General features: G+C 71.2%; 18 protein-coding genes. All 18 read right to left on the reverse strand.

Features of this window, described 5'->3' with window-relative positions:
- Positions 1-36: 36 nt before the first annotated feature.
- The 18 genes from AB0M16_RS16890 to AB0M16_RS16975 all read right to left on the reverse strand — a co-directional run bounded on the left by AB0M16_RS16890 (position 37) and on the right by AB0M16_RS16975 (position 25,274).
- Positions 37-2,052 (reverse strand): LamG domain-containing protein, encoded by a 2,016-nt coding sequence (locus tag AB0M16_RS16890; protein WP_365343443.1) that lies wholly within the window; start codon positions 2,050-2,052, stop codon positions 37-39.
- Positions 2,049-4,202, reverse strand: coding sequence for a VCBS repeat-containing protein (locus AB0M16_RS16895; protein ID WP_365343445.1), 2,154 nt, complete (start codon positions 4,200-4,202; stop codon positions 2,049-2,051). Before AB0M16_RS16895 ends, AB0M16_RS16890 begins: the two co-directional genes overlap by 4 nt.
- 989 nt (positions 4,203-5,191) lie before the next feature.
- Positions 5,192-5,905, reverse strand: a complete 714-nt coding sequence (locus tag AB0M16_RS16900; protein ID WP_365343447.1) for an alpha/beta hydrolase — start codon at positions 5,903-5,905, stop codon at positions 5,192-5,194.
- 171 nt (positions 5,906-6,076) lie between these two features.
- Positions 6,077-6,985, reverse strand: a complete 909-nt coding sequence (locus AB0M16_RS16905) for an AraC family transcriptional regulator (protein ID WP_365343449.1) — start codon at positions 6,983-6,985, stop codon at positions 6,077-6,079.
- A gap of 40 nt (positions 6,986-7,025) precedes the next feature.
- Positions 7,026-7,877: an alpha/beta hydrolase gene (locus tag AB0M16_RS16910; RefSeq protein ID WP_365343451.1), complete on the reverse strand. Its 852-nt coding sequence runs from the start codon at positions 7,875-7,877 to the stop codon at positions 7,026-7,028.
- 139 nt (positions 7,878-8,016) lie between these two features.
- Positions 8,017-9,264: a helix-turn-helix domain-containing protein gene (locus AB0M16_RS16915; RefSeq protein WP_365343453.1), complete on the reverse strand. Its 1,248-nt coding sequence runs from the start codon at positions 9,262-9,264 to the stop codon at positions 8,017-8,019.
- A gap of 135 nt (positions 9,265-9,399) precedes the next feature.
- Positions 9,400-12,234 carry an AAA family ATPase gene (locus tag AB0M16_RS16920; RefSeq protein ID WP_365343455.1) on the reverse strand — a complete coding sequence of 945 codons (2,835 nt, stop codon included), beginning with the start codon at positions 12,232-12,234 and terminating at the stop codon, positions 9,400-9,402.
- A gap of 120 nt (positions 12,235-12,354) precedes the next feature.
- Complete coding sequence (locus AB0M16_RS16925) at positions 12,355-12,969, reverse strand: FMN reductase (RefSeq protein WP_365343457.1); 615 nt, start codon at positions 12,967-12,969, stop codon at positions 12,355-12,357.
- Entirely contained in the window at positions 12,966-14,051 is a 1,086-nt protein-coding gene (locus AB0M16_RS16930) for an LLM class flavin-dependent oxidoreductase (protein WP_365343459.1), read from the reverse strand. The genes AB0M16_RS16925 and AB0M16_RS16930 overlap by 4 nt, the downstream gene beginning before the upstream one ends.
- A gap of 104 nt (positions 14,052-14,155) precedes the next feature.
- On the reverse strand, positions 14,156-14,992 hold the full coding sequence (locus tag AB0M16_RS16935) for an alpha/beta hydrolase (RefSeq protein ID WP_365343461.1): 837 nt from the start codon (positions 14,990-14,992) through the stop codon (positions 14,156-14,158).
- Between the two features lie 133 nt (positions 14,993-15,125).
- Complete coding sequence (locus AB0M16_RS16940; RefSeq protein WP_365343463.1) at positions 15,126-17,891, reverse strand: AAA family ATPase; 2,766 nt, start codon at positions 17,889-17,891, stop codon at positions 15,126-15,128.
- The gene (locus AB0M16_RS16945; protein WP_365343465.1) at positions 17,888-18,775 is read right to left on the reverse strand and encodes a carbohydrate ABC transporter permease; all 888 of its coding nucleotides are present in this window, start codon (positions 18,773-18,775) and stop codon (positions 17,888-17,890) included. The genes AB0M16_RS16940 and AB0M16_RS16945 overlap by 4 nt, the downstream gene beginning before the upstream one ends.
- Positions 18,772-19,737 carry a sugar ABC transporter permease gene (locus AB0M16_RS16950; protein ID WP_365343467.1) on the reverse strand — a complete coding sequence of 322 codons (966 nt, stop codon included), beginning with the start codon at positions 19,735-19,737 and terminating at the stop codon, positions 18,772-18,774. Before AB0M16_RS16950 ends, AB0M16_RS16945 begins: the two co-directional genes overlap by 4 nt.
- Entirely contained in the window at positions 19,737-21,068 is a 1,332-nt protein-coding gene (locus AB0M16_RS16955; RefSeq protein WP_365343469.1) for an extracellular solute-binding protein, read from the reverse strand. Before AB0M16_RS16955 ends, AB0M16_RS16950 begins: the two co-directional genes overlap by 1 nt.
- Positions 21,069-21,305: 237 nt before the next feature.
- Entirely contained in the window at positions 21,306-21,620 is a 315-nt protein-coding gene (locus AB0M16_RS16960) for a GNAT family N-acetyltransferase (protein WP_365343471.1), read from the reverse strand.
- Positions 21,621-21,665: 45 nt separating this feature from the next.
- Complete coding sequence (locus AB0M16_RS16965; protein ID WP_365343473.1) at positions 21,666-22,403, reverse strand: GPR1/FUN34/YaaH family transporter; 738 nt, start codon at positions 22,401-22,403, stop codon at positions 21,666-21,668.
- Positions 22,404-22,419: 16 nt separating this feature from the next.
- Entirely contained in the window at positions 22,420-24,324 is a 1,905-nt protein-coding gene (locus AB0M16_RS16970) for an amidohydrolase (protein ID WP_365343475.1), read from the reverse strand.
- Entirely contained in the window at positions 24,321-25,274 is a 954-nt protein-coding gene (locus AB0M16_RS16975; protein WP_365343477.1) for an alpha/beta hydrolase, read from the reverse strand. The genes AB0M16_RS16970 and AB0M16_RS16975 overlap by 4 nt, the downstream gene beginning before the upstream one ends.
- Positions 25,275-25,310: the final 36 nt, after the last annotated feature.

The raw sequence follows: 25,310 nt of genomic DNA on the forward strand, positions 1-25,310 counted from the left end.
AGTTGCGTCAGGGCCCACATGGGAAGGGGAGCGGGACTAGATGTTGGGGTCCGGATTGAGACTCGCGGTCCACGTGACGGCGGTCTGGCTGAGTACGCCGCTGTACACCCTGAGTTCGTCGACAGCTCCGGCGAAGTGGTCGTCGGTGGCCGCATGCGAGGAGTGCCCCACCCGCAGTCCGTCCGTGGACAACCACGGCGACTCGTCCAACATCACAGCGTCTTGAATGCTGTGGCCATCGACCCAGAGGCGGGCCTCATGCGTCACGGCGTCATAGGTCAAAGCGATGTGGCTCCCCGCGGTGGACGCAGCAGTGAGGGCGGGAAGAGCGACGACGGTGCGCTTGGCGTCGACAGCATCGGACGCAGCCACGTCCATCTGCCACTTCTGTCCCACCGCGTCATAGCGAATGACGAGCCGGTCTGTGTTCGTTCCGGGGAGCGAAAGCACGGTCTGCGATTTCGTCGGGTCGGGTGCGGTGAGTCTCGCACGAACCGCTACTGAGAAGCTGGAATTCTCCGGCACCACCGGGTCGTCTGTCTCAGCCCAGTCGTCCGACCCGTCGAGCAGCATGTTCACTGAACCCGACATCGGCCCCGGGTCTGCAGCTGGATCCCACTCCACCTTGGGGCCATGCAAGTTCAACACCGGACCGCCGCTCTGCACATTCTGCACTGCCGTGGTGGTCGTCTGCTCGAAGTCCCAGTAACTCTTGCGGACGGGCTTCGTCGCCCGGAATGCGTCCAGCTCGCCACTCGTCAGAATGCGGTTGTACGCGCGCACATCGGCCATACGCCCCCGGAAGTGGGCACTGTAGTCGCCGCTCTTGAGGGTTCGACCGATCTGGAAGAGGCCCATAGCTGTGGAAGCGGAAGGCCTCGGAAGTTCCTCGGCGGGATTCGCGTCGACGTAGAGACGCAGCTTGGGACCTCCCGCCGCTCCCGCGTCGTACTCACCGAGCAGATGCGCCCACGTGCCGGCCGTGACCGACACTTTGGATTTGACGGACGTGGCTTCGTCCGCTTCATCCGCGCCGCGCACGGAGAAGACCCAGGCCTTCGACGCGGCCTCGTATCCGAGCGTGAATCCAGCCTCTTGCTCTCCACTCTGGCTTGCAACCGTCATGTCACTGGCCAGGTCCGCAGGATTGACCCAGGCGCTGACAGTGAAGCTGCGGGCAGTATCCAGAACGGGCTTGTTCGTTTCGAGATATGCCCCGGTCGTGCCATCGAACTGCGCAGAGCTCGCCGCGCCTGCTCCGGTCTCCTGGAGGCCGAACAGCACTCCCGGTCCGGGAGTGGCAACGCTGTTGCCCCATCCGTCTTGCGCGGTCTTGCTGCCTGCGGGGTCACCGAGGCTCCACTGCCCGACCCGACCACTGTGAACAAGGAACGTGAAGGTGTTCTCCGCGCTCGTGTTTCCGGCACCGTCGTACGTCATCACGCGTACCGAGTGGAGACCTGCGGACGTGGGTGTCCAGTCAACGGTTACCGGGGCGCCGCCGACCGTGGGCTTGGTTCCGGAGTCACTTCCGTCGAAGACGTACTTGTAGCCGACGACGTCGGTGTTCTTGGCCGTGAAGGTGAAGGTGCCCGGCTTGCTGATTCCGTCGCGGTAGATGTCGTCCTGCTTGTACGGATCGCCGTCGACATCGGGCATGGAGGGAACTGCAGCATCCCGGCGCACGGCACAGTAGCCGGCACCATTGGCGGAGCTCCACGGCCCCCACGCCTCGCCATCGAACGCACGGGCATGCCACGTAATGGTCGACACATCCGCGATGCCAGTATTAGCGCTCCAGTTGCCAGACAGCGGCTGCATTCCCGACGCGCCATAGACGAACGAGAGATCAGCAACGTTATTGGTCAGCTCATTGTTCAGGTAGAAGTAGTGCGTGCTCGGACGCCACACCCCCACAGAGTCGGCGCCATTGCTGTTCCAGTCGCCGACGACCGGGAGGTCGCTCGCACCGCCGTACCCCATCTCATAGCTGTTCCCGCCTTTGCTGTTGTAGTCGCGCAGGTAGAACATGATGTTCGACGGGCTTCTCATGCCGATGGTGTCAATACCGTCGCCGTTCCAGTCGCCAGCATAGGAATCATGCCGGTGGCACCGTAGACGAAGGAGACATCGGCCGTGCTGTTGGTGAGCTCGTTGTTCAAGTAGAAGAAATGCGTGCTCGGACGCCAAACCCCCACCGTGTCACGACCGTCCCCGTTCCAGTCACCGGCAACCGGAAGGTCGCCTCGGTTACCGAAGGGGACCTTCCGAACCGCAGCGCCGACAGCGTTGGATTCAGGCAGGTAGAACGTGCTCGTTTCGGGGTCGTACGTGCCGATCGTGTCGATGCCGTCACCGTTCCAGTCGCCGGTGAGCGGGACGGTACCGGGCCCCTTGTACGTGGGCTTCGTGTCAGGGAAGCCCCCGTTCGCGGTGTTCCGCAGGTGGAAGGTACTTGTCGGATCGTACGCCGTGGTCGTGGGATCGTCTGCCGTGGTCGACGGCTCCCACATGCCGATTCCGGAACCAAGCGGCGGCTGCGTCACCTGGCGAGTGAACAGCGTGCCCGGGTTCGGTGACTTGTAGAGGGTGTCGGCATAGTAGCTTCTGCTGGTTCCAGCCCCGTCCTTGTAGAAGACCTGGAACTGCATCTTCACCTGGTCTGTGTAAGACGAGGTGTGGTCAGGATCCCTTGCCTCCGCACGCAACTGAGGAAGCACATCACTGTAGGGCGCCTTCGCCGGATCGACGACGCACTGCCCACCCGGATTCGAGCTCATCAGCGCCGTCGTGACCTGCATCGGAGGCGTGTTGTAGTTGACCGACAGATAGGCGTTGCCGCAGATGCGCTTCCAGCCGTAGTAGGTCGACTCGTCCTTCGCCTTGAGACCCAGTGACATCGTCGACCACCCGCCGGCCGCCGCCGCCTTGGTCTCCTCCAACAGTTCACCGTTGCTGAAGTGGAGATTCGCCGGACTGGAGCACGTGGTCGGGGAGATCTGCTGGTCCACCGTCATGAGGTAGTCCGACCAGTCGTCCTGGGTGTTGGACCAATTGCTGGATGACGTGACCGTGTAGTTCTGGCCGCCGATCCGGTACAGGTCGACCGGCTCGGCCTTGGCGTCGGCCCAGTAGACGGCGCCGACGCGAGCGGAGAAGCTGGTGCTGAGGATCTGCTTGCCGCTGTAGAAGCCCATCGGGAAGCTGAACAGAAGCCGCCTCACCCCGATACCCGAGCATTCGGTGGGGTTGTAGTTCGCAGGGCACTTGCCCATGCCTGCGTGCCCGGAGTACTTCCAGTCCTGTTCGCTCGGCATTCCGGACATCACAGATGTCCAGGCAGTCGTACCGGTGGTGCGAGGGATGGGGTCAATGACCACGGGGTAGACCGTGTCCGGGCCGCGGAGAAGTCCGGCGTCCGGCGTCAGGGTGATCGTGTCCTTGGTGACATCGAGCTCAACGGACGCCTGGCGTCCGCCTTCCGCCTGATCCAGTTCTGCTTCTTGCGTCGCCTGCTGTTCGCTGGTGATCGTCATTCGAGCGGGAGTCGACTCGCTCGAAGAGTCCCACATTTTCGCTCGACCGGCCTCGAAGACGGTACCGCCAGCGGCAGTGTCGGTGGCCTTGAGCGCACCACCAGCGGACTCGGTAACGGTCAGGCCCTTTGTCGAGAGCCCGAGCTCGATGGTGTCGAGCTCGGGGTTGGCGGCCGCTTCTGCCGTCTTCACGACGAGGTAGTGCGCGAAGCCCTCAGCGCCAGCGCGGACGGTCAGGTCCACACCGGGCAGGACCTCTTCGTAACGGGCGGTGTTGCCTTCGACTTTCGGCTTAGGCAGCGAGGCGCCGGGCCAAGTCAAGGCATACTCTCGCCCGACCCTGTTCATACGGGCGAAGGGGCCCTGCCCTCCGTCGGAGAACTCCACGTCGACGGTTGCGGCCTTCGGCGCCCAGCCACCGTCGGCCCGCTGAACGAGCGTGTCGTCCACTGGCACCCACGAGGTGCCCCGTCGGGTGCGCACCGGCTCCGTGTATTCGTGCGCCGTAAAGGAGCCGTCAGGGTTGGCGAATACCTCACGTCGCTCCTGACGCAGGCCGGTTACCTCTACCTCCCGACCGCTCTCTTTGGCAGCCGCCTTCGCCAGCTGTTCGTTGGGCGCCTCGCCCGCTTCTGCGGCGGCGGCGACCGCGCCGCCCTGAAGCACGGTGCTCGAATTCTGTGCGGCAGCCGGCGTGACTGCCGTACCCCCGGCCACCAACGCCGTCAGTGTCGTGATGACGGCTCCGTACGTCGCTCTACGTCGACGCCTGTCCCACCCCATAGGCCCCCCAGCCTCTGCATAGCAAACACACAGTCTGCACAATCAGCCGGGAACGCTACCCGCAGAACACTCGTTCGACAGAGGGGATTTACTTTCCACTCTCGCCGGAACTTGCCGTTCCAGGCATATCGGCCAGTGATCCACGTCATGCCTCGACAGTCATCCGAAGCCTTACGGAAGATCGGCGCACCCCGAAACCCCACTTCACGACCCACGCTATTGAGCGTGAACATGACAGATTGGCGACGATGGCAGATTGCTCAACAGAGGTGCTGCGGGGCGCTGAATCGGCCAAGTATGTCAGGTCACCGCAGTCGCCACACTGTTTGGCCGGTCGGCATCGCGACCACGGACCTCGGAGAAAGACGGCAGCGGTGGGTGCTGCAAGGCCAGCCCTGACGCGCCCCGCACTCCCCTGCAGTCATGGCCCCGCCCTAACAGCCATAGGGGACCGGGTGGGAGGTCGACGCGCGCTCGTCCCGAGCGATCCCCTTCCGATACGCGGCGTAGCGGCTTGGCAAGACCCAGGAGGGCCGACCCGCCAGTGGAAACGCCGCCGAGTACGGGCTGCGGTTGGGGAGAATCTGGGAAGCATGAGGCGGCACTGGGGATCCTGCTGATGGCGGTGGTCTGCACGAGCCTGTACGTCATCTTCAAGAAGCGGGACTGGCTGTAGGCGGTGGGCCGGGCGGCCGCTCACCTTCGCGGCGGCGGGGCCGGCCCGTTCGCCTCTGTGCGTCGCTGCCGCGGCTCGACCGCGGCCGATCCCCCGGACATGCGGCCGCGGGGAAGCAGCCGGCCTTCACGTAGCGGGGCCGGCCGTGGGGAGCGGCTGCCACGGTCCCGCTCCTGGTGTTCCGGAGGGAGGGCCGTCAGCTCGTCGCCCGTACGGCGGCTCTGATCAGGTCGGCGACGCGGGTGGGCTCGGACAGGGCGACGGCGTGGGAGGCGGCCGGGAGTTCGACGACGGCGGCTCCGGCCCGTGCGGCGCCGAAGCGCTGGACGTCGGGGCCGATCGCGCGGTCCGCCCCGGCCACCAGGGCCCAGGACGGTTTCGTCCGCCACGCCGCCACGGACGCGCTCTCGGTGAACGCGGCCGTGGCGAGCGGGCGCTGGGTCGCCGCCAGGACGCCGGCGACGTCCTCGGACACGTCCGCCGCGAAGACGGAGGGGAAGGCCGTCTCCTCGATCGTGACCTCGACGCCGGAGTCGCCGCCGGGGACGGGGTACGTCCACTCCTTCAAGTGGCCCGTCAGCGGGGTCTCGGGGAAGCCGTCCCGGAGCCGGTCGAGGCTCTCGCCCTCGTGGGGCACGTAGGCGGCCACGTAGACGAGCCCCACGACGTTCTCCGCGGCGCCGGCCACGGTAATCAGCGCGCCGCCGTACGCGTGGCCGACGAGCACGGCCGGTCCCTCGATCTGCGCCAGGACCGAGGCGAGGTAGGCGGCGTCCGACGTCAGGCCCCGGAGGGGGTTCGACGGAGCGATCACCGGGATACCGCTGCTGCGCAGTTCCGCGATGACGCCTATCCAGCCCGTCGCGTCGGTGAAGGCACCGTGCACGAGGACGACGGTGGGGTTGGTCATGCGCGTTCTCTTCTCGGTGTCGGGCCGCGTGCGGGCGTCGTCGCGACGACGGTCGGGACGCGGCCCGGAGTTCGGCAGAGGTCCGTGCGACCGTCACTCACGGTAGAGCCGTGGGAACGGCGCCCCTTGTCCGTGCGCGCAACCGCGCTGTCATGACGGCGCACACGCGTCTCAGCGCCTTCTCCCGTCCCGGGCGTCCGCATGCGGCGGTGCGAAGGCCGAGGTCGCCAGCGCCTGCCATTCGCTGGGGCTCATGCCGTAGGCGCCGCGGAACGTGCGGCTGAAGTGCGAGGGGCTGCTGAAGCCCCAGCGGTGCGCCACCGCGGCCATGGTGATGCTCCGCTTGGAGCGGCCGAGCTCGAACCGGCAGACCTCGAGCCTGCGCTGCCGCACCCACTGGCTCACCGTGCTGCCGTCGTTCTGGAAGAGCTTCTGCAGGTACCGGACGGAGATGTGGTGGGCGCGGGCGATCGCATCCGGTGACAGGTCCGGGTCCATCAGGTGTTCTTCGATGTAGGCGCGGATGCGGGACAGCATCTCCTTGCCGGTCCCGGACGCGTCGCGCGTCCCGTCCGTCGTGTCCGCCTCCAGGAGCTCCATCACCAGGACGGAGAGGAGGTGGACGGCCGTCCGGGCGTGCCGGTCCCCGATCGTGGACCGGCGGAGCTCGGTTCTGGCGGCGAGCGCGGTCAGGAAGTCGGACACCAGTGTCCCGATCCCCTCCCCGCCGCGTACGGGTACGCCGAGCACCTGGTCCAGTTCCGCATCCCTGACGCCCAGATAGCAGCGGGGCACTCGGAAGAAGATCATCCGGCAGTCCTCGCCGAACTGCAGCAGGTGCCGTCGGGCAGGGTCGCAGAAGACGAGGTCGTTCGGCTCCAGCAGGGTCTCGGCACGCTCGTGGACGACGGTGACGGGCCCACGGACATGGACGCCGAGGTAGACGTGGTTCCGGTCGTGCGTGTCCGGCATCCCGGAGAGCATCTGGACCAGCCGTCCCGAGCACGAGGGGGACGAAGCCGGGTCGGACGCCTGCCGGGGCGCCCGTTCGGGCGCACGCGGCGTCAGGGTGGGAGTCATGGGATTCCTAGCCGTAGGTTCGTGCGGGCGGAGCGCGGATTCACGCCTCGTTCGCCGGCTCCTCGGCCAGGAACTTCTCCACCACGGCGTTGAAGGCGGGCGGGTTCTCCAGGAACGGGAAGTGCGAGCTCGCCACGTCGGAGCCGAAGACGTGCAGGCGTGCGCCGGGAATCCGCTCGGCGACGAAGCGCTGGGAATCGGGGTGCACATGGCTTCCCTCACAGCCGATCACCAGGGTCGGTACGTCGATCCGGGGAAGCACGTCGCGCCAGTCCTGCGCGCAGTGGTCGAACAGCAGCGGCACGCCCGCGTAGGCGGGCGTCGACCTGATCTCCTCGGCGACGAAGGCCAGCACCTCGGGGTCGGGCTCGCCGGTGAACATGCCGCGCACGAAGTCGGCGAGGACCGTGTCGCCGTCGGGCCCCGCGAGTGCCGATCCCAGGTACAGCAGCCCCGACACGTCGAAGATGGCGCCGGAGTCCCGCTGTTCCCGCTCGGTCATCCAGGGCACGGCGGCGACCGCCGCGGGCTGGTCGACGGCGACGAAGCGCCGGATCCGGCCGGTCCCGTACTGGTCGACGAAGCTCCACCACACCGAGACGCCCATGGACCAGCCCAGCGCGTCGAAACGGGCCAGTCCGAGATGGTCGACGAGTTCGAGCACGTCGCGGGAGAGCCGGGCGATGCGGTGGCCGTGACGCGGTTTGCCGGACTTCCCGTGGCCGCGGAGGTCGACGGTGACGACGCGACGACCGGGCGCCAGCCCCTCGATCTGGTGGCGGAACATCGCCTGCGTCTGCCCCCAGCCGTGCAGCATCACCAGCGGGACGCCCTCGCCGCCGGTGTCCTGGTACGCGAGCCGCACACCATCCGCCGTGATCAGTTCCTTCATGGCCTCTCCCCTGGTCAGAGGCGGTGTGTCGGTCCCGCCCCGTCCCGGACATCATCGAACGCTGCTCGTCGCCCGCACCACCGCGAGCTGTAGGAATCGGAGCGCGGATCCTCCTCGCTTTGTCGAAGCGGGTCCGCGGTCAGGCGGCCCCCTCGTCGCCCGGGGCGACGAGTTCCTCGATCCTGAGGCCGAGGTGCAGGGTGAGCCGGTGGGCGCCGTCGTCGAGGTCGAGTCCGGTGATCTCCTGGATCTGGCGCAGCCGGTAGTAGAGCGAGGTGCGGTGGATGCCCAGCGCGTCCGCGGTCCTGGGGATCGATCCCGCGTGTTCGAGGAAGCAGCGCAGGGTGTCCGTCAGGCGGTCGCCGCCAGGAGCCTCGCGCAGGGTACGGAGCGGCTTCGGGGCCAGGGACGCGTTCAGGGCGTGCTCGGGGAGCTGGAGCAGCACGGCGAGCTCCCCGAGGAGTTCCCAGTCACCGGCACTCCTCAGGGAGGGCAGTCGGCGCGCCGCGCGGGCCGCCACGAGGGCCTGTTCGTACGACGTCCGCGCGGCGTCCAGGCCGGTGTGCCGGCCACCGACGCCGATCACGGGGTCCGCCGACGGGTCCAGGAAGGTGCGGAGTTCGTCGAGGATGCGGGCGGACTGGGCGGCGACCTCGTCCGGGCCCGGCGGCCGGTCGCGGAGCTGGAGCAGTACCGCCCGCTCCTTGCCGATCGCGATGAGCCCCTGGGCGGAGCGTGTCTGCCGGAACCCCTCCAACGCCGCCCACAGGGCGGCCTCGGACTGCCGCACGAGGGCCGTCCCGCAGCTCAGCTGGACGACGGTGACCAGGACGTGCTCCGCCGCCCCGAGCAGCCCGAGTTCCTTTCCGTGCCGACGCGCCGCGCTGCGTGCGGCGACGTCGGAGCCGACGAGCGCGAGGGCCAGGTCCCGTTCGTCGGACTTCCGGGCGTCGGCCGCGATGTGCTCTCCGTACATCTGGGCGGCCATGGCGTCCGCGGCCCGGGCGATGGCGGCGGTCTCCGCCTCCCCCAGCGTCTTCTCGGGCACGACGACCACGAGCAGCCCGAGGAGGTGCCCGCGCTCCCGCAGCGGCACGACGTAGCGGGGCAGCAGTCCGAGATCGTCACGGCCGTCGATGAACCCGGGCCTGGACCACTGGGTCACGCCCTGGGCGAGGACGTGGCGGATGGCCGCGTTGTCGGCGCGGCCCTGCAGCAGGGCGCCGATGCGCACCCGGTCCTCGTCGCCGAAGTGACGGCTCGTGCAGACCATGCGGACCAGCGGGTCGTCGACGGCGACGGACCGGCGGAGCCGCTCCGCGAGCTCGTCGACGAGTGCCTGGAGCTCGGGGCTGCCGGGGCGGGCTCGCTGGAGCCTTACGGGCATCGCTGCACCTCTCTCGATCAACTGTTCCCGCGGTCTTCTCCGTTCCGCGGTTCTTGATCATTCTGAGCAGGCGGCGACGTCGGCACATCGCGCGAATCATCCATTGCCGTGACACCCGCAGGGGATATGAAGCGATCACTCTCCGCTGTCACGATGCTTCACCAGTCGGGTCAGTTCCGCCCGGGAGGTGACGTCCAGCTTGGTGAAGGCCCGGCGCAGGTGCGAGCCCACCGTGTGGGGTGAGAGGGAGAGCTGCTCGGCCACCTGTCGGTTGGTCAGCCCCTGGGCCACGAGCCGTACCACCCGTGTCTCCGCGGCCGTCAGCTCCGGCCATTCGCCGTCGCGTCCGGCCTGTGCGGGGCGCCGCCGGACACCGGCGGCCCGCAGGCGCCGGCGCACCCGTGCGCCGTCCCGTTCGGCGCCCGCCCGCGCATGGAGCGCGAGGGCCGTCTCGAAGTACGGCACCGCTTCGGACCTGCGGGTGGCCGCCAGCTTGCGTCCGGCGTCCTCCAGTGCCGACGCCCGCGCCAGCACCCGAGGGCAGTCCTCGTACAGCCGGACGGCGCGCAGGAGGAGGCCGAGGTCGTTGTCGAGGAGCCCCCGGGCGTGCGCGGCGGTGGCGGCGAGGAACGTGAGCTCGGGGTTGAGCACGGCTCGCCGCTCGGCCTGGGCGACCGTCTGCGCGGCCCGTTCGTGCGCGCCGGCGCGCAGCGCCAGACGGACGAGCACCGGCGCGTCGGCAGGGTCGACCAGGCCGGCGTAGGCGGGCCGGTCCGCGGCGGGCGACGTCATCACCTCGTCGAGCTCGGCCATGGCGCGGTCGGGCCGGCCTTCGAAGTCGGCCATCAGCGCCAGCATCCAGGAGCCGAAGTGCCGGACGACGGGTGCGCCGTCGCTCCGCATGCGTCTCGCCTCCGCCGCGTACGCGCGTGCGGTCCGCCCGTCGCCGGTGTGGAGGGCGACGCGCATCATCACGTACCGGACCGTGACGTCGGCGAGGTTGCCCGGGCCGGGGTCTCCGGTCGCCTCCGACGCGGCTTCGGCGTCGGCCCGGGCTTCCGTCAGCCGTCCGGCTTCCAGATGAATGCGGGAGCGGGTCATGAGCCACATGCGGGTGGCGGCCGTCCGGCCCTGCTCGCTGGTGATCCGGATGCCCTCCTCCGCGGCGGCGAGCGCCTCCGCGGTGCGTCCGGTGGTGTGCGACAGGAGGGCGTGCCACAAGGCCTCCGGCACCCAGAGCGAGGTGCTGACGCCCAGGGCGTCGGCCAGCGCGGCGGAACGTTCGGCCTGCCGGAACGCCTCGGTCAGGTCCATGCGGTGGAACGCGACGGCCGAACGGACCGTCGTCAACGTGGCCTCGGCCGTGCGGTCCCCCGCCGCCGCCGCGGTCTCCCACGCCTCCGCGGCGACCTGCTCGGCCGCCGCGTGTTCGCCCGACATCGACAGCCCGACGGCGAGCATGGCGAGCATGCGTCCCCTCGCGGTCACGGAGATCCCGGGCAGGGCCGCCCCGGCGCGGGCCTGCCGGACCGCCTCGGAGAAGTCGAACGGGACGGCGAGGCGTGCCAGGGCGAGGCGTATGCGCGCCTCGTCCTCGGGGGCGAGGCCGCCCGCCGCCAGGGCGGAGGATCCCAGCTCGCGCGCCTGGGCGGCCCGGCCCGTCTGCCAGAGCAGCGGGATCGTCTCGGCGATGACCCGCGGCCGCTCCTGAGCGTCCGCCGCGAAGAGTTCCAGGGCCTTGAGACTGCGTTCCGCGGCCGGTCCGGGAGCCGTGGCCGCGAGTTCCGCCGCGGCGGTGCGCAGCAGGTCGGCCTGCGCGGCGTCCCCTGCGCCCGCTGCTCCCGCCGACGGCCCGGGCCGGTCGGTGGGGGAGGCCGCGCTTCCCGGCGGCAGCCCGGCGGCCTGCCGGCGGAGGGCCTGACGCAGGGGCAGGGGGAGGCCGGCTTCGACCGCCTCGCGGATCAGGTCGTGGCGGAACGCGAGGCGGTCGCCGCTCTCGGCGAGCAGATCGGCGTCGAGGGATTCCCGTACCGCTGTGATGAGCGCCGCCGGGGATCTGCCGAGCAGTTCGGCGAGCAGCGCGACGGTGACCGGGCCGCCCACGGCAGCCGCCGTCCGCACCAGCTCCCGCGCCTCGGCGGACAGCTGGTCGAGGCGCCGCGCCACGGAGGGAAGTCCCCGTGGGGCCGGGGGTCCGGCCGGCAGCCCGGCCGTGCCGTTCTCGATCGTCACCACCCCCTCCTCCCGCAGCGGGCCGAGCAGCTCGACCAGCAGCTGCGGCACCCCCTCGGCGCGGTGGGCGAGACGGAGGACGTCCGGGTCGGGAAGGGCGCCCAGGATGTCCTCGGTGATCCGGGCGGTCGCCCGGTCCCCCAGCGCTCCGAGGAGCAATTCGTGCGCGCCCACCTGACGGATCCTGTCCAGGGTCGTGCGCACCCCCGACGGCACGCTGCCGCTGCGCACGGCGACCAGCCACAGGATCGGGTGCGACGAGAGTCCCGCGGCGAGGGTGTGGAAGGTGAGGAGGGTCAGGTCGTCACACCACTGGAGGTCGTCGAGGACGACGAGCAGGGGTCCCCTCCGAGCCGCCTCCCGCAGGCGGTCCCCCATCTCCTGCAGCAGCCAGAACCGCCTGCCGGGTGTGGTGGCGAGGTCCCGGAGGCGTTGGCCGCCCGACAGCGGTTCCTCGCCGGCGAGCACGCCTTCGAGGAGCGGGCCGAGCGGTACGAACGGTTCGTCGGGGTCCGCCGCCCCCTCGAACACCCGCGTCCCGCGCCGCCGCGCGGCTGCCGCGGCCTCCGCGAGCATCCTGGACCTGCCGATGCCGGCCGGACCCTCGACGCGGACGATCCCGCCTTCGCCCCGGTCGAGCGCGTCGAGCCGGGCCTCGATGAACGCCCGTTCCTTGTCCCTGCCGCGGAGGGGTGTCCCTGGGCCGTCGAGCTCCTCGCGCACGGTCCCTGTCGTCACTCGGTTCACGCTCATTCCGCCGGCCTCTGCCGCACGGGACCGGCTCGGTCCTCGTGCGGTACGGCGAAACAGTATGAACCATGCGAAGCGCCCCGCCGCCGCCCGGCCCAGCGGGCCGTCTCAGTCGAAGCGCAGGTCGGCGAGTTGCCGTTCGAGGACCGTGACGTCGTCCTCGGGCTCCGCGCCGACCGGGCGCGCCGCCATGAGGGTGGCGAGCTCGGCGCCCGCGCGGCGGACGCGACCGGGCAGGCCGTCGGTGTACTCGTCGCCGCCCGAACCCCAGTCCTCGGAGGCGGCGAACACGGCGGTGGGGACGACGACGGCGCGGAGATGGGCGAAGAGCGGGCGCACGGCGTGCTCCAGGACCAGGGAGTGGCGGGCGGTGCCGCCCGTCGCGGCGATCAGGGCCGGCTTCCCCGTGAGGGCGTCCGGGTCGATGACGTCGAAGAAGGACTTGAAGAGACCGCTGTAGGAGGCCGCGAACACGGGCGTCACGACGATCAGACCGTCGGCCGCCGTCACCGCGTCGATCGCGGAACCCAGTCGTGGCGGCGGGAAACCGGTCACGAGGTGGTGGGCGATGTCGCCGGCCAGTTCGCGCAGCTCCACGACCTCGGTCGACGGCGCCCGCCCCCGGGTGGCGAGTTCGTCGCGGGCCGCTCCGGCGAGCCGGTCGGCGAGCAGGCGGGTGGAGGAGGGGGTGCTCAGTCCCGCGGAGACGACGATCAGCTTCACGCGGCGGACACCTCCCGGGCGGCTCGGAGGGACGCGTGCGTGGGGGCGTCCGGCACGTCGGCCGGGCGTCCCTTCGCGCTTTCCCGCCGCAGTACGGGCACGACCTCTTCGCCGAGGATGTCGAGCTGTTCCAGGACGGTCTTCAGGGGCAGTCCCGCGTGGTCCATCAGGAACAGCTGGCGCTGGTAGTCGCCGACGGTCTCCCGGAAGGACAGGGTCCGTTCGATGACCTGCTGGGGAGAGCCCACCGTCAGCGGGGTCTGCTCGGTGAAGTCCTCGAGCGACGGGCCGTGGCCGTACACCGGCGCTTTGTCGAAGTAGGGCCGGAACTCCCGCACGGCGTCCTGGGAGTTCTTGCGCATGAAGACCTGTCCGCCCAGGCCGACGACGGCGTCCTCCGGCCGCCCGTGACCGTGGTGCGCGAACCGGCGCCGGTAGAGCTGCACCATGCGCCTGGTGTGGTCGGCCGGCCAGAAGATGTTGTTGTGGAAGAAGCCGTCGCCGTAGAAGGCGGCCTGCTCCGCGATCTCGGGGGACCTGATGGATCCGTGCCAGACGAAGGGCGGGACGCCGTCCAGGGGCCGCGGCGTCGAGGTGAAGGCCTGGAGCGGCGTACGGAACGTGCCCTCCCAGTCCACGACGTCCTCGCGCCACAGACGGCGCAGCAGCGCGTAGTTCTCCCTGGCGAGGTCGATGCCCTGGCGGATGTCCTGGCCGAACCACGGGTACACCGGACCGGTGTTGCCGCGGCCCAGCATGAGGTCGACCCGGCCGTCCGCCAGGTGCTGGAGCATCGCGTAGTCCTCGGCGATCTTCACCGGGTCGTTGGTGGTGATCAGCGTCGTGGACGTGGACAGGATCAGTTTCTCGGTGCGCGCGGCGATGTGGCCGAGCAGGGTCGTCGGCGACGACGGGACGAACGGCGGGTTGTGGTGCTCGCCGGTCGCGAAGACGTCCAGGCCGACCTCCTCGGCCTTGAGCGCGATGGCGACCATCGCCTTGATGCGCTCGTGCTCGGTCGGGGTGCGGCCGTCGGTGGGGTCGGGGGTCACGTCCCCGACGGTGAAGATGCCGAACTGCATGGGGTGGGTGCCCTCCGGGGCTCGTCCGGTTCCGCGCCGGGGAACCGGGGGCCGGGGCGGCGCCGGGGGCTCCGGTTCCGCCCCGGCGGGTCAACGGTGTGCGGTCACTTCGCCAGGAAGGCGAGGAGGGCGGCGTTGACCTCCTCGGCGTGCGTCCACAGCAGCCCGTGCGGGGCGCCCTCGAGCTCGACGTAGTCGGCCGACGGAAGCGCCTTGTGGAAGGGGCGCGCGGTGCCCTCGGCCGGCAGGATGCGGTCGGCCGTGCCGTGCAGGATCAGGGCCGGCACGTCGACGGCGGGGATGTCGGCGCGGAAGTCGGTGTACCAGGTCGACGGGGCGGCGGACGCGGCGAAGGAGCCGCCGCCGGCCGCGGTGTTCCAGCTGTTGCGGACGGCCTCCTCGCTGATGCGGGTGCCCAGGTTCTCGTCGAGGTTGTAGAAGTCCTGGAAGAACGCCGTGTAGTAGGCGTAGCGGTCGGCCTTCACCGCGGCGACGACCCCGTCGAAGAACTCCTTCGGGGCGACGCCGTCCGGGTTGTCGTCGGTCTTGAGCAGGCAGGGCTCCAGCGAGGCCAGGAAGGCGACCTTGGCGACGCGGCCGGTGCCGTACGTGGACACGTAGCGGGCGACCTCGCCGGTGCCCATGGAGAAGCCGACGAGGACGGCGTCATTCAGGTCGAGGGTCTCCATCACGGTGTGCAGGTCGGCCGCGAAGGTGTCGTAGTCGTAGCCGGTCGTCGGCTGGGAGGACCGGCCGAATCCGCGGCGGTCGTAGGTGATCACGCGGTACCCGGCGTCGAGCAGCGCGGCGGTCTGGCGCTCCCAGGAGTGGCCGTCGAGCGGGAAGCCGTGGATGAGGACGACCGGCTGCCCGGCGCCCTGGTCCTCGAAGTAGAGCTCGACGGGGTTGGTGTTCTCCTGGCCCACGGTGATGTACGGCATGGATCGCTTCCTCGGTTCGGAATGGCTGGTCCGCGCGTCGGAGCGGCGCGGTCTGCTCGTCACGCTAGGACCGGTCCCGCGCCTCCTGTTGCCGTACGGCGCACCGCGTCTTGCACGGGAGCGCAGAGCCCGCTCAGTCGGCGGTGGCCCCGGCGTCGCCCTCCGCGAGGACGATCCGCGCCATGTGGACCCTGGAGCGCACCGACAGCTTGCGGAAGATCGACGTCAGATGCGTGTTGACCGTGTGCGGGGAGACGACGAGGGTCTCCGCGGCCGACCGGTTGGTGTGCCCCGCGGCGATCAGCCGGGCCACCTTGCGTTCCGAGGCCGTGAGCGCGCCCCAGCCCTGCTCGGGGCGCGGCCGGGGGCCTCCCGAGCTCCGGCCGGAACGTCGTGCGGCGCGCTCCGGTTCGTCCCGGACCCGGTCGGCCTCGGCGTCGGCGCCCGCCCGGAGGTAGATGTCGTGGGCCCTGGTCAGGGCGGCCGCCGCGGCGGGGTCGTCCGCCGCGCGGAGAGCGCGCCCGAGGTCCGCGGACGCGGCGGCCAGGGGCAGCGGGCGGGGGCCGGTGAGGAGGATGCGGACCGAGCGCTCCAGGAGCCCGTGGTCGGCGTTCACGAGGGCGGTCGCGTGGGCGGCCGTCCCCTGGGCGGTCGGCACGGCGGGGTTGCGGGCGGCGTGTTCGGCGGCCTGGGCCGCGAGGTCCTCGGCCAGCGCCCGGTCCCCGCCGCGCAGGGCGATCCGCACGGCCTGGACGACATGGGGACGCAGGAGCCGCCACCGGAGGAAGGGATGGTCGCGCTGCACGGACCGGACCAGTCCGGCCGCTGTCGCGTGGTCGCCGTCGGCGTCGGCGACGACGGCCTCGAAGTACTGGTGCGTGGCGTGGTTGCCCGTGTTCGGCCGGTCGGCCACGGTGGCCCTCACGACGTCCAGGTGTTCCCGCGCGGCGTCGCGGTCGCCGCGCAGCATCGCGAGGAGACCGCGGTTGACGCGGATGTTGACGAGGTTGCCGGGCACGTCGAGGTCCGCTTCGAGCCGCTCGGCGGTGACGAAGTCGGCGTCCGCGTCGTCGAGGCGGCCGAGTCCCATGTTCAGGGTCGCCTGGGCCCAGATCAGCATCGCGGGGCGCAGGGGGGCGTCGCCCGCCCTCCGGAGCAGTCGCCGAACGGTGTCGAAGTCGTCCATGTGGATCCGGGCGACGGCCTCCTCGGGAAGGAAGGCCGTGTCGAACACGCTCAGCGCCGTGTGGTGTTCGACGGCGGCGGCGCAGTCGCCGGCGTTGAGGGCTATCTCGCCGAGGCCCCACAGCGCGAGGACGCGGGCCTCCCGGTCACCGGCCCGCTCCGCCTCGGCGAGCGCCTGTTCGCCGGTCGCGCGAGCGGCCCCGAGATCGCTTCCGCGGGACCGGGCCAGGGCCTGCCGGGCGGTGAGCCGGGCGCGGATCGCCGGGTCGGTGACGGCTGCCAGCGCCGCCGTCGAGCGGCGGGTCAGCTCGTGGACGTCGTCGAGGTGCCACAGCGTGTCGCCGAGTACGGACTGCAGACGGGCGAAGACGTCGAGGGGCGGCTGCCGGGAGAGCAGCGCGTCGCCGGTGTCCCGTGCCTGGGTGTACCGGCCCGCCCGGGTCAGCGCGACGATGGCCCGTTCTCCCACGTCGAACACCATGGGCGTGTGCGGCGGTACGAGTTCCAGGGCGCGTACGGCCAGGTCGGCGGCGAGGTCGGGCATCACGGCGATCACGTCCGCGGCGGCCGTGCCGAGCAGTCCGATCGCCTCCTGGTCGCCGGGTTCGGCGCTCTGCAGCAGATGCGGGACCGCGTCGACGCGGCTGCGGCCCGCCGCGACGAGCCGGCTCGCGGCCTCCCGGTGCAGCGCCCTGCGTACGGAGGGGGCGAGGTCGGCGTACACCGCCTGGCGGAGCAGGTCGTGGCGGAACCGGAGGCGATCGCCGTCGTCGTGGAGGAGGGCCGCGGCGAGCGCCTCGTCCACTTCGGCGCTGAGTCCGGAGGCGGGTCGGCCGCACAGGGCGGCGGCGTCCGCGAGCGAGAACGCGCGGCCGAGCACCGAGCCGATCCGGAGGAAGTGAAGGGTGTCCGGCCGGAGGTCGGCCAGTCGGCCACGTACGCCGAGGACGAGCCGCTCGGGCGGTTCCGAGCCGTCCGCGCCCGTCGCCGCGATGCCCGAGAGCATCTCGGCCGCCAGGAAGGGGTTGCCGCCCGCCCCGTCGAGGAGCTCCTTCACCCGCGCCGGCACGTCCGCGCCGAGGACGTCGCGTGCCAACTCGGCCAGGGCCGCCTCGGACAGCGGTCGCAGGGGCAGGGTCGTCGTCCGCGGCCCCCGCCCGTGCAGTTCCGGGTCCTCCCTGCCGGTGAGCAGCCAGAGGACCGGGGAGCTGAGCAGCCGTGCCGGCATGACGCTCAGGGCGAACCGGCTCAGCGGGTCGGCCCATTGGACGTCGTCGACCGCGATCAGCACGGGCGTGCCGGCCGAGCGCTCCTCGATCAGCTGGGACAGGCGTTCGACGAGCCAGATGCGCTGGTCGTGGTGGCCGGCGAGGTCGGCGAAGTCCGTGCTGGACAGGAGCGGCGGGGCACCGTGCAGGAGGCCGGAGGCCAGTGAGGCGAGCGGTGCCAGCTCTTGCAGTTCCTCGGCCCGTCCGTGGCTGACGAGGAATCCGTGGTCCTGCGCGATCGAGACGGCCTCCTGCAGCAGGACGGTCTTCCCGATCCCCGGCTCGCCCAGGAGCAGCGCGACGGCTCCGCCCTCGCCGTCGCGTACCGCCTCGATCAGGGCGCGCAGCCGTCGCAGCTCGACTTCGCGGCCCCGGAGCCCGGGCCGGCTCGACCCCACGCTCCCGGGCGCCGTCGCGCCTGCTCCCCCGGGCCGGTCGGTGCTCATCCCTTGACCGATCCGGCGAGCAGTCCCCGTGCGAAGTGCCGCCGGAGGGAGAGGAAGACGAGCAACGGGACGAACGCCGCCACGAAGGCTCCCGCGGTCAGCCGCTGCCAGTCGTTGCCGTACGTCCCGGCCATGCTCGCCAGTCTGACCGTCATCGGCGCGGTCTCGGCCGTTCCGCCCGACAGCGTCAGTGCCACGAGAAGGTCGTTCCACACCCAGATGAACTGGATGACGGCGAAGGTGACCAGGGCCGGGCGGGTCAGGGGCAGCACGATCCGGAGCAGCAGCGTCCCGTGCGACGCGCCGTCGAGGCGGGCGGCCTCGATCAGGTCCCGGGGCAGCCCCGCCAGGAAGTTGTGGAGGAGGAACACCGCGAACGGCAGCGCGAAGACCGTGTGGGCGAACCAGACCTGGCCGAACCGCGCGGGACCGGTGAGGTGCCAGGCGGGCAGGAACAGCCAGCCCTGGGAGAAGAGCTTGAGGAGCGGGACGAGCGCCATCTGCAGCGGCACGGCCTGGAGCGCGAAGATGCCGACGACGAGCGCGTCGCGCCCCCTGAAGTCGATCCAGGCCAGGGCGTACGCCGCGAAGAAGGCCAGGACGAGCGGGAACAGCACCGAGGGAAGGGTGATGACGACGGAGTTGACGAAGTACTCCGCGAGCCGCCCCGACCCGTTCCCGCCGCCGGACAGCACCTCTCCGTAGTTGTCGAGCGTGAGGCGCGGCGTACCGAACACGGTCCACCAGCCCGTCGTCTTGGTCTCCTCCTCGGGGCGGAACGAGGAGAGCAGGAGACCGAGGGTCGGTGTCGTCCAGAGGACCGCGATCACCACGGCGACCGACGTGAAGGCGCGGGAGGCCAGCCGCTCCCGGACGCCGTTCACCCCGCCCTCCGCTGCGCCCGGACCTGGTGGGCGACGAAGGGGGTGACGAGGGCGAGGAGGAGGACGGCGAGCGCCGCGCCGCGGCCCGTCTCGCCGTAGCGGAAGGCCTGGTCGTACATCTCGTGGGCGATGACGCCGGTGTCGAACTGTCCGCCGGTCATGGCCTTGACGATGTCGAAGGCCTTGAAGGTGCCGATCGCCTGGGCGAGGAGCACGACGAGCAGCGTGGGTCTGATCGACGGGACGGTGATCCGCCGGAAGATCTGGCGGGGGGACGCGCCGTCGAGTCGGGCCGCCTCGGTCAGCTCGACGGGAACGGCCCTGATCGCGCCGGCCAGCAGAACGGCAGCGAAGCCCGCCTGTGTCCACACCATCGCCACGATGAGGAACAGGACGTTCCAGGGGGAGTCGGCGAGCCACTGCCGCGGTTCGCCGCCGAACGCGACGACGAGCTGGTTCAGCAGTCCTGTCTGCCCGGCCTCCGCCGGACGGTAGGCGTAGACGAACTTCCAGACGACACCCGCGCCGACGAAGGAGATCGCCATCGGCATCAGGACGAGGGACAGCGCGAACGCCCTGAACCTCGACCGCGCGACGGCCGCCGCGTAGAGGAGACCGACCGCGGTCGCGGTCAGGGGCACGAGGACCACCCACGCCAGGGTGTTGCGCAGCGCCACCCGTGCCCGGGGGTCGGTGACCATCCATGCGTAGTTGTCGAACCCGGCCCACGCGTCTCCCCCGCTGTCGGTGAACGACAGCGCCAGGGTGCGCAGACCGGGCAGGAGGAGACCGACCGTGAGCAGCAGCAGCGCGGGGGCCAGCAGGACCAGGGCCGCGGCCCTCCTCCGTACCGGCCCTCGGTGCAGCGCCAGCAGGATCAGGGCGACGACCGCCGCGAAGGCGGCGACGCCCTGGAGCAGGTACAGCAGCTTGGGCTGCTGGGCGACGGCGTCGAACGACATCAGCGGCCCGGCCAGGACCGTTCGACGGAGTCGGCGACCTGCCGGCTGCTCGCGCCGCCGATCCAGTCGACGGATCCCTTCCAGAACGTTCCCGCGCCGACCGACGCCGGCATGAGGTCCGAACCGTCGAACCTGAACTGTGTCCTGGGGTCCTGGAGCAGCTGGATCGAGAGCCTGTCGACCGGGGTCGCGGCGTTCGCCGGATCCACGCCCTTGTTCGCCGAGACGAAGGGGCCCTTCCGCATACGTGTGTTCGCGAAGTCCGCCGAGGCCAGATACTCCTGGAACGCCCGTACTTCGGGGCGGTCGGCGAAGGCCGCGGTGAACACTCCACCGCCCAGTACGGGCCGGCCGGTCGGCGCGTTCCCCGGCAGGAGGAAGGCGTAGACGTCCTTGTCCGGTCCGATCTCGGTGCCCTCCGGCCACAGATCGGCATAGAACGAGGCCTGGCGGTGCATCGCGCAGTCGCCGGAGAGAACCGGCGTGCCGGCCTCCTGGAAGGAGATCGACGCCATCGACCGGGCCGGACCGAAACCGCCGTTGGCGTACCGGTCGTTCTTGAGGATGGCTCCCACGGTGTCCATGGCCCTGATCACCCGCGGGTCGTTGAACGGGATCTCGTGGGCGACCCACCGGTCGTAGACGTCGGTGCCCTGCTGGCGCAGCAGGACGTCCTCGATCCAGTCCGTCACGGGCCAGCCGGTCGCCTCGGCGGACTCGATGCCCGCGCACCACGGCTTGACGCCCGACGTCGCGACCTTCTCCGTCACGGCCATCAGCTCGGACCAGGTGCGGGGAACGCTCAGTCCCCTGTCGCGGAAGAACCTCGGGGAGTACCAGACGAACGACTTCACGTTCGCGACCAGCGGCGTGCCGTAGAGGGTGCCGTCGACGGTCGCGTAGCTGTTCCAGTCGGCCGACCAGCCCTGCTTCGCGAGGGCCACGACCCCGGCGCTCGCGGGCTTGAGGTCCCCCGCCCGCGCGAAGCGTTCCAGGAGTCCGGGCTGGGGGAAGAACGCCACGTCGGGCGCGCTTCCGCCGTCGACCCGGAGCTGGATCTGGGCCTCGAACTCCCCGTCGCCCTCGTACCGGACGTCGATTCCCGTGCAGTCCGCGAAGTCCGCCCAGGTCTCTTCGAACAGGTCGGCCTCCCGATCCCGGTTCTCCCCGTAGACGGTGACCTGGGTGCCGGGGTGCTCGCCGTACCGGGCGTACCGGCCGCAGTCCGCGGTGGTGTGCGACGGTGGAGCACTGTCCTGGGGTACACCGCAGGCGGCGGCAAGGGCGGCGAGGGCGATGACGACGAGCGCGGGCCTCGCGCCGAACCTCATGGGTGTGTCTCCTCCGATCGCCCGCCGAAGGGTTCTCGGGGGCGGTCAGAAGCTACCAGCGCTCGAACATATCGACTAATCGCCCCATCTCGAACGAGGGGTCGGCGGGCGGTGGACCGGACGGCGTCCTGGATCGGCTCCGCCACGGCCTCGGGCTGGGCGCGCATCACCCGGTGGGAGGGGTCGACCTCGACGGTGGTCACGCCGGCGCTCCGGTAGCGGTGGACGTGCGGTGCCTCACAGGCCGAAGCGGGCGCGGCGCACCTCGGGCACCAGGTCGGCGTACGCGGGGTGCTTGCCGATCCAGCCCCGGATGAAGGGGCAGTACGGCAGGACGCTCAGCCCGCGGGCCCGGGCGTCGCCGAGTGCCCCGCGGGCGAGCGCGCCGCCCAGGCCCCGGCCGGCGAACCGGGCGTCGATCTCGGTGTGGATGAAGGCGATCTCGCCCTCCGAGAGGTGGTACTCGGCGAAGCCCGCGGTCTCGGTGCCGTCGTCGCCGACGAGGACCTCGTACCGGGACGTGTCGGGCCGGTCCGTCACCTGCGGTTCCATGGGTGCTCCTGTGCGGTCGTGGTGTGACGTGGTGGGTGGGTGCGGTCAGAGCGTGCGGCGCACGCCCGCCTGGCGTTCCAGGTTGCGGAGCTGGACGGCCAGGTCGCCTTCCACGGCGAGGTGGGCGGGCCCGCTGCGGCCGATGGGCAGGACCTCCTCGCTGCGCATGTCCTCGAGCATCAGGGCGAACGCCGTGTACATCGCGACGAGCGCCACCACGAGTCCGAGCGCACCGGACGTGCGGGTCAGCCATTCCGCGCCGGTGATGCCCGCGAGGCCGGTGGCCGCCCAACGGGGCAGGGAGACCGCGAGCACGAACCACAGCGCGCGTTTGGGTCGGGTCACGGCGGCCATCAGCGCCCCGAAGCAGAGGAGCGCCAGATTGAACACGCCGAGCACCTGAAGGCCTTCGGCCGCGCCGCTGAGCATGACGAGCGAATAGGGCAGCCAGCTGCCGGCGAACACCGCCATCAGCGTCGCCGCGATCACGTCACGGGCGCCGAAGGCCAGGACGCTCACCAGGAGTTGGAGGACGAAGGCCGGCAGCACGGTGAAGGCGACGGCGGCGCGGGCCGCCTCGTCGAAGAGCCCGAGTTGGAGACAGCCCGTCATCACGGAGGCGATGCCTATCGTGAAGAAGCCGAGCGGCATGGGTGAGGCGACGGGACGCAGGTTGATCCGGGTCATCGACCGGAGGTCCGGCTCGAAGCGGCGTCCCGGGGGGACGTCCGGCGGGGTGGCCGGGGTGTCGTCGCCGTCGGCGGCGGGGGCGGCTGCGGTCATCGGGTGGATCTCTCTTTCAGTGGTCGAAGCAGGGATCGACGAGGGACGGCGTCGTCCCGGGAGCGGAGCCGCGGGCGACGCGCCAGCGGCGGTGGCGCTCGGACTCGGCGACGGCCTCCGCCACGAGGTCCGCCTGGTGGGCGCCCCCCTGACCCGGTCGGCCCGACTGGTAGCCGCCGAAGTGGGCCACCGGGCTCCAGTCGGGGCTCACCGGCGGGACCGCCTCGTCGAGGCCCTCGTACTCGGCGGTCGCCCAGACGATCCGGCCGCCGACGACGGTGAGGACGGACTCGATGTCGGGAATGACCTCCTCGGCCACGGTGAGGTAGTCGTCGGAGAGGATCGCGAGGTCGCCGTACGAGCCTTCGCGCAGGGTTCCCTTGACGTCCTGTTCCCCGGTGAGCAGGGCACCCCCACGGGTGTAGAGGCCGAGGGCGGTCTCGCGGTCGATCAGGTTCTCGGCCGGGTAGAGCGCGGTGCCGCCGACGGTGCGGCCGGTCACGAGCCAGTGGAGGGCGACCCAGGGGTTGTACGAGGAGACGCGGGTGGCGTCGGTTCCGGCGGCGACGGTCAGACCGCGGTCGAGCATGGCCCGGACCGGCGGGGTGTGGGCGGCGGCCTCGGCGCCGTAGCGGTCGCGGAAGACGGCGCCCTGGAAGGACATCCGGTTCTGGACCGAGACGGCGCCGCCGAGGGCGGCGATCCGGTCGAGGCTGCCGGCCGAGACGGTCTCGGCGTGGTCGAAGAGCCAGCGGTTGCCGCCGGGGAAGAGTCCTTCCGCGGCGAGCTTCTCGAAGACCACCAGGTCTCGGCGGATCGTCTCGTCGTAGGTCGCGTGGAGCCGGAAGCCCCAGCCGTTCTCCATCAGCAGCCGGACGGCCTGCTCGAACTCGCCCTCGTAACCCGCGGCGAGTTCGGGCCGGGGCTCGGAGAAGTTCTCGAAGTCGGCGGCGGCCCAGGTCAGGTTCTCGCCCGCACCGTTCAGCCGGAGCCACTCGTCCCCGTCCCCGGGTTCGACCATCTCGGTCCAGCGCTTCAGATCGGCGAGTTCCTGGCCGGCCGTCTGCGGGAAGAGGTGGTAGGCGATCCGCAACGACAGCTCCCCCGACCGGGCGAGGTCGACGACCGTGGCGTAGTTGTCGGGGAAGTTCTGGAACCCTCCGGCGGCGTCGACCGCGGACGTCAGTCCGAAGCGGTTCAGTTCGCGCAGGAAGTGACGGGTCGACGTCCGCTTGTCGGCCTCGTCGAGAGCCGGAGCCTTGGCCAGGGTCGAGTACAGGACGAGGGCGCTCGGCGCGGCGAGGAGGACGCCGTTGGGCTCGCCGTCCCGGCCCCGTACGATCTGCCCGCCGCGGGGGTCCGGGGTGTCGCGGGTGAATCCGGCCGCCCGCACCGCGGCCCGGTTCATCAGGGCCGACTGGTACAGATGCAGGACGAAGACGGGGGTGTCGGGGGCGGCGGCGTTCAGCTCGGCGACCGTCGGCATCCGGCGCTCCGCGAACTGCTCCGCCGTCCAGCCGCCGACCACGCGGATCCACTGCCCCCTGGGCGTCCGGCCGGCCTGCTCGCGGAGCATGGCCAGGGCGTGGCGGAGGCTTCGTACGCCGTCCCAGCGCAGCTCCAGGACGTAGTTCAGACCGCCCCGGATGACGTGCAGGTGCGAGTCGTTGAGGCCGGGGATCACCCGGCGGCCGAGGGCGTCGACGACCCTCGTTCCCGGCCCGACGAGGTGGGCGAGGTCGTGGTCGTCGCCGAGGGCCGCGACCCGGCCGTCGCGGATCGCGACGGCCCGGGCCCCGGGGCGGGCGGGGTCACCGGTGAACACCTTGGCGTTGCGGACGAGGAGGTCGGCGTGCTCCTGCTCCCTCCGCGGGGCGGGGACGAGGCCCGCCACCGGCATGCTCGTCGACGGCCCGCTCATGCGAGGGCCTTGCGCAGGACGTCGACGGCGAGACCGATGGCGAGCTCCGCGCCCTGCGTCCCGCGCAGCGCGTTCAGCATGACGAAGTCGTGGATGGCCCCCTGGACGCGCAGGGCCGTGACCGGGACCCCGGCGCCGCGGAGCTTCGCCGCGTACGCCTCGCCCTCGTCGCGCAGGACGTCGGCCTCGGCGGTGACGACCAGGGCGGGCGGCAGGCCGGTGAGCTGCTCGGTGGAGGCGCGCAGCGGGGAGGCGGTGATCTGGGCGCGCTCGGCCTCGTCGGTCGTGTACTGGTCCCAGAACCACTTCATGGCGTCGCGGCGCAGGAAGTAGCCCTCGGCGAACTCGTGGTACGAGTCGGTGCCGAAGCTCGCGTCCGTGACCGGGTAGAAGAGGACCTGGTGGACGAACGCGACGTCGCCGCGCTGCTTGGCCATCAGGGTGAGGGCGGCGGTCATGTTGCCGCCGACCGAGTCGCCCGCGACGGCGATCCGCGTGCCGTCGAGGCCCTTGTGGTGGCCCTCGCGGGCGATCCACCGGGCGACGTCGTAGTTCTGCTCGATCGCGACGGGATAGCGCGCCTCGGGCGAGAGGTCGTACTCGGGGAACACCACGGCCGCCCCGGTGCCGACGGCGAGTTCGCGGACGAGCCGGTCGTGGGTGTGGGCGTTGCCGAAGACCCAGCCGGCGCCGTGGACGTAGAGGATGACGGGAAGCGGGCCGGTGGCGCCGCGGGGGCGGACGATCCGGGCGCGGACGTCGCCGGTGGGGCCGCCGTGGACGGTGATCCACTCCTCGTCGGCGTCGGGCAGGGGAACGCCGTCGCCGCTCTGGACGTCGTCCACGGCCTTGCGGCCTTCGGCCACGGGGATCTGGTAGAGGTACGGCGGCTGCGCGGTGGCCTCGGCGAAGGCCCGAGCGGCGGGTTCGAGGACGGGGCGGTTCTTCATGAGGGGTTCTCCTGTTCCTGGGGATGTGGGGACGGG

This window comes from Streptomyces sp. NPDC051921, from assembly GCF_040680975.1.
GTDB lineage: Bacteria > Actinomycetota > Actinomycetes > Streptomycetales > Streptomycetaceae > Streptomyces.

Coding starts and splice junctions, on each gene's coding strand:
- AB0M16_RS16975 (WP_365343477.1), bottom strand. CDS start 25,274: ATGAAGAACCGCCCCGTCCTCGAACCCGCCGCTCGGGCCTTCGCCGAG.
- AB0M16_RS16930 (WP_365343459.1), bottom strand. CDS start 14,051: ATGCAGTTCGGCATCTTCACCGTCGGGGACGTGACCCCCGACCCCACC.
- AB0M16_RS16890 (WP_365343443.1), bottom strand. CDS start 2,052: ATGAGAAGCCCGTCGAACATCATGTTCTACCTGCGCGACTACAACAGC.
- AB0M16_RS16910 (WP_365343451.1), bottom strand. CDS start 7,877: ATGAAGGAACTGATCACGGCGGATGGTGTGCGGCTCGCGTACCAGGAC.
- AB0M16_RS16950 (WP_365343467.1), bottom strand. CDS start 19,737: ATGTCGTTCGACGCCGTCGCCCAGCAGCCCAAGCTGCTGTACCTGCTC.
- AB0M16_RS16905 (WP_365343449.1), bottom strand. CDS start 6,985: ATGACTCCCACCCTGACGCCGCGTGCGCCCGAACGGGCGCCCCGGCAG.
- AB0M16_RS16940 (WP_365343463.1), bottom strand. CDS start 17,891: ATGAGCACCGACCGGCCCGGGGGAGCAGGCGCGACGGCGCCCGGGAGC.
- AB0M16_RS16960 (WP_365343471.1), bottom strand. CDS start 21,620: ATGGAACCGCAGGTGACGGACCGGCCCGACACGTCCCGGTACGAGGTC.
- AB0M16_RS16900 (WP_365343447.1), bottom strand. CDS start 5,905: ATGACCAACCCCACCGTCGTCCTCGTGCACGGTGCCTTCACCGACGCG.
- AB0M16_RS16965 (WP_365343473.1), bottom strand. CDS start 22,403: ATGACCGCAGCCGCCCCCGCCGCCGACGGCGACGACACCCCGGCCACC.
- AB0M16_RS16955 (WP_365343469.1), bottom strand. CDS start 21,068: ATGAGGTTCGGCGCGAGGCCCGCGCTCGTCGTCATCGCCCTCGCCGCC.
- AB0M16_RS16915 (WP_365343453.1), bottom strand. CDS start 9,264: ATGCCCGTAAGGCTCCAGCGAGCCCGCCCCGGCAGCCCCGAGCTCCAG.
- AB0M16_RS16970 (WP_365343475.1), bottom strand. CDS start 24,324: ATGAGCGGGCCGTCGACGAGCATGCCGGTGGCGGGCCTCGTCCCCGCC.
- AB0M16_RS16935 (WP_365343461.1), bottom strand. CDS start 14,992: ATGCCGTACATCACCGTGGGCCAGGAGAACACCAACCCCGTCGAGCTC.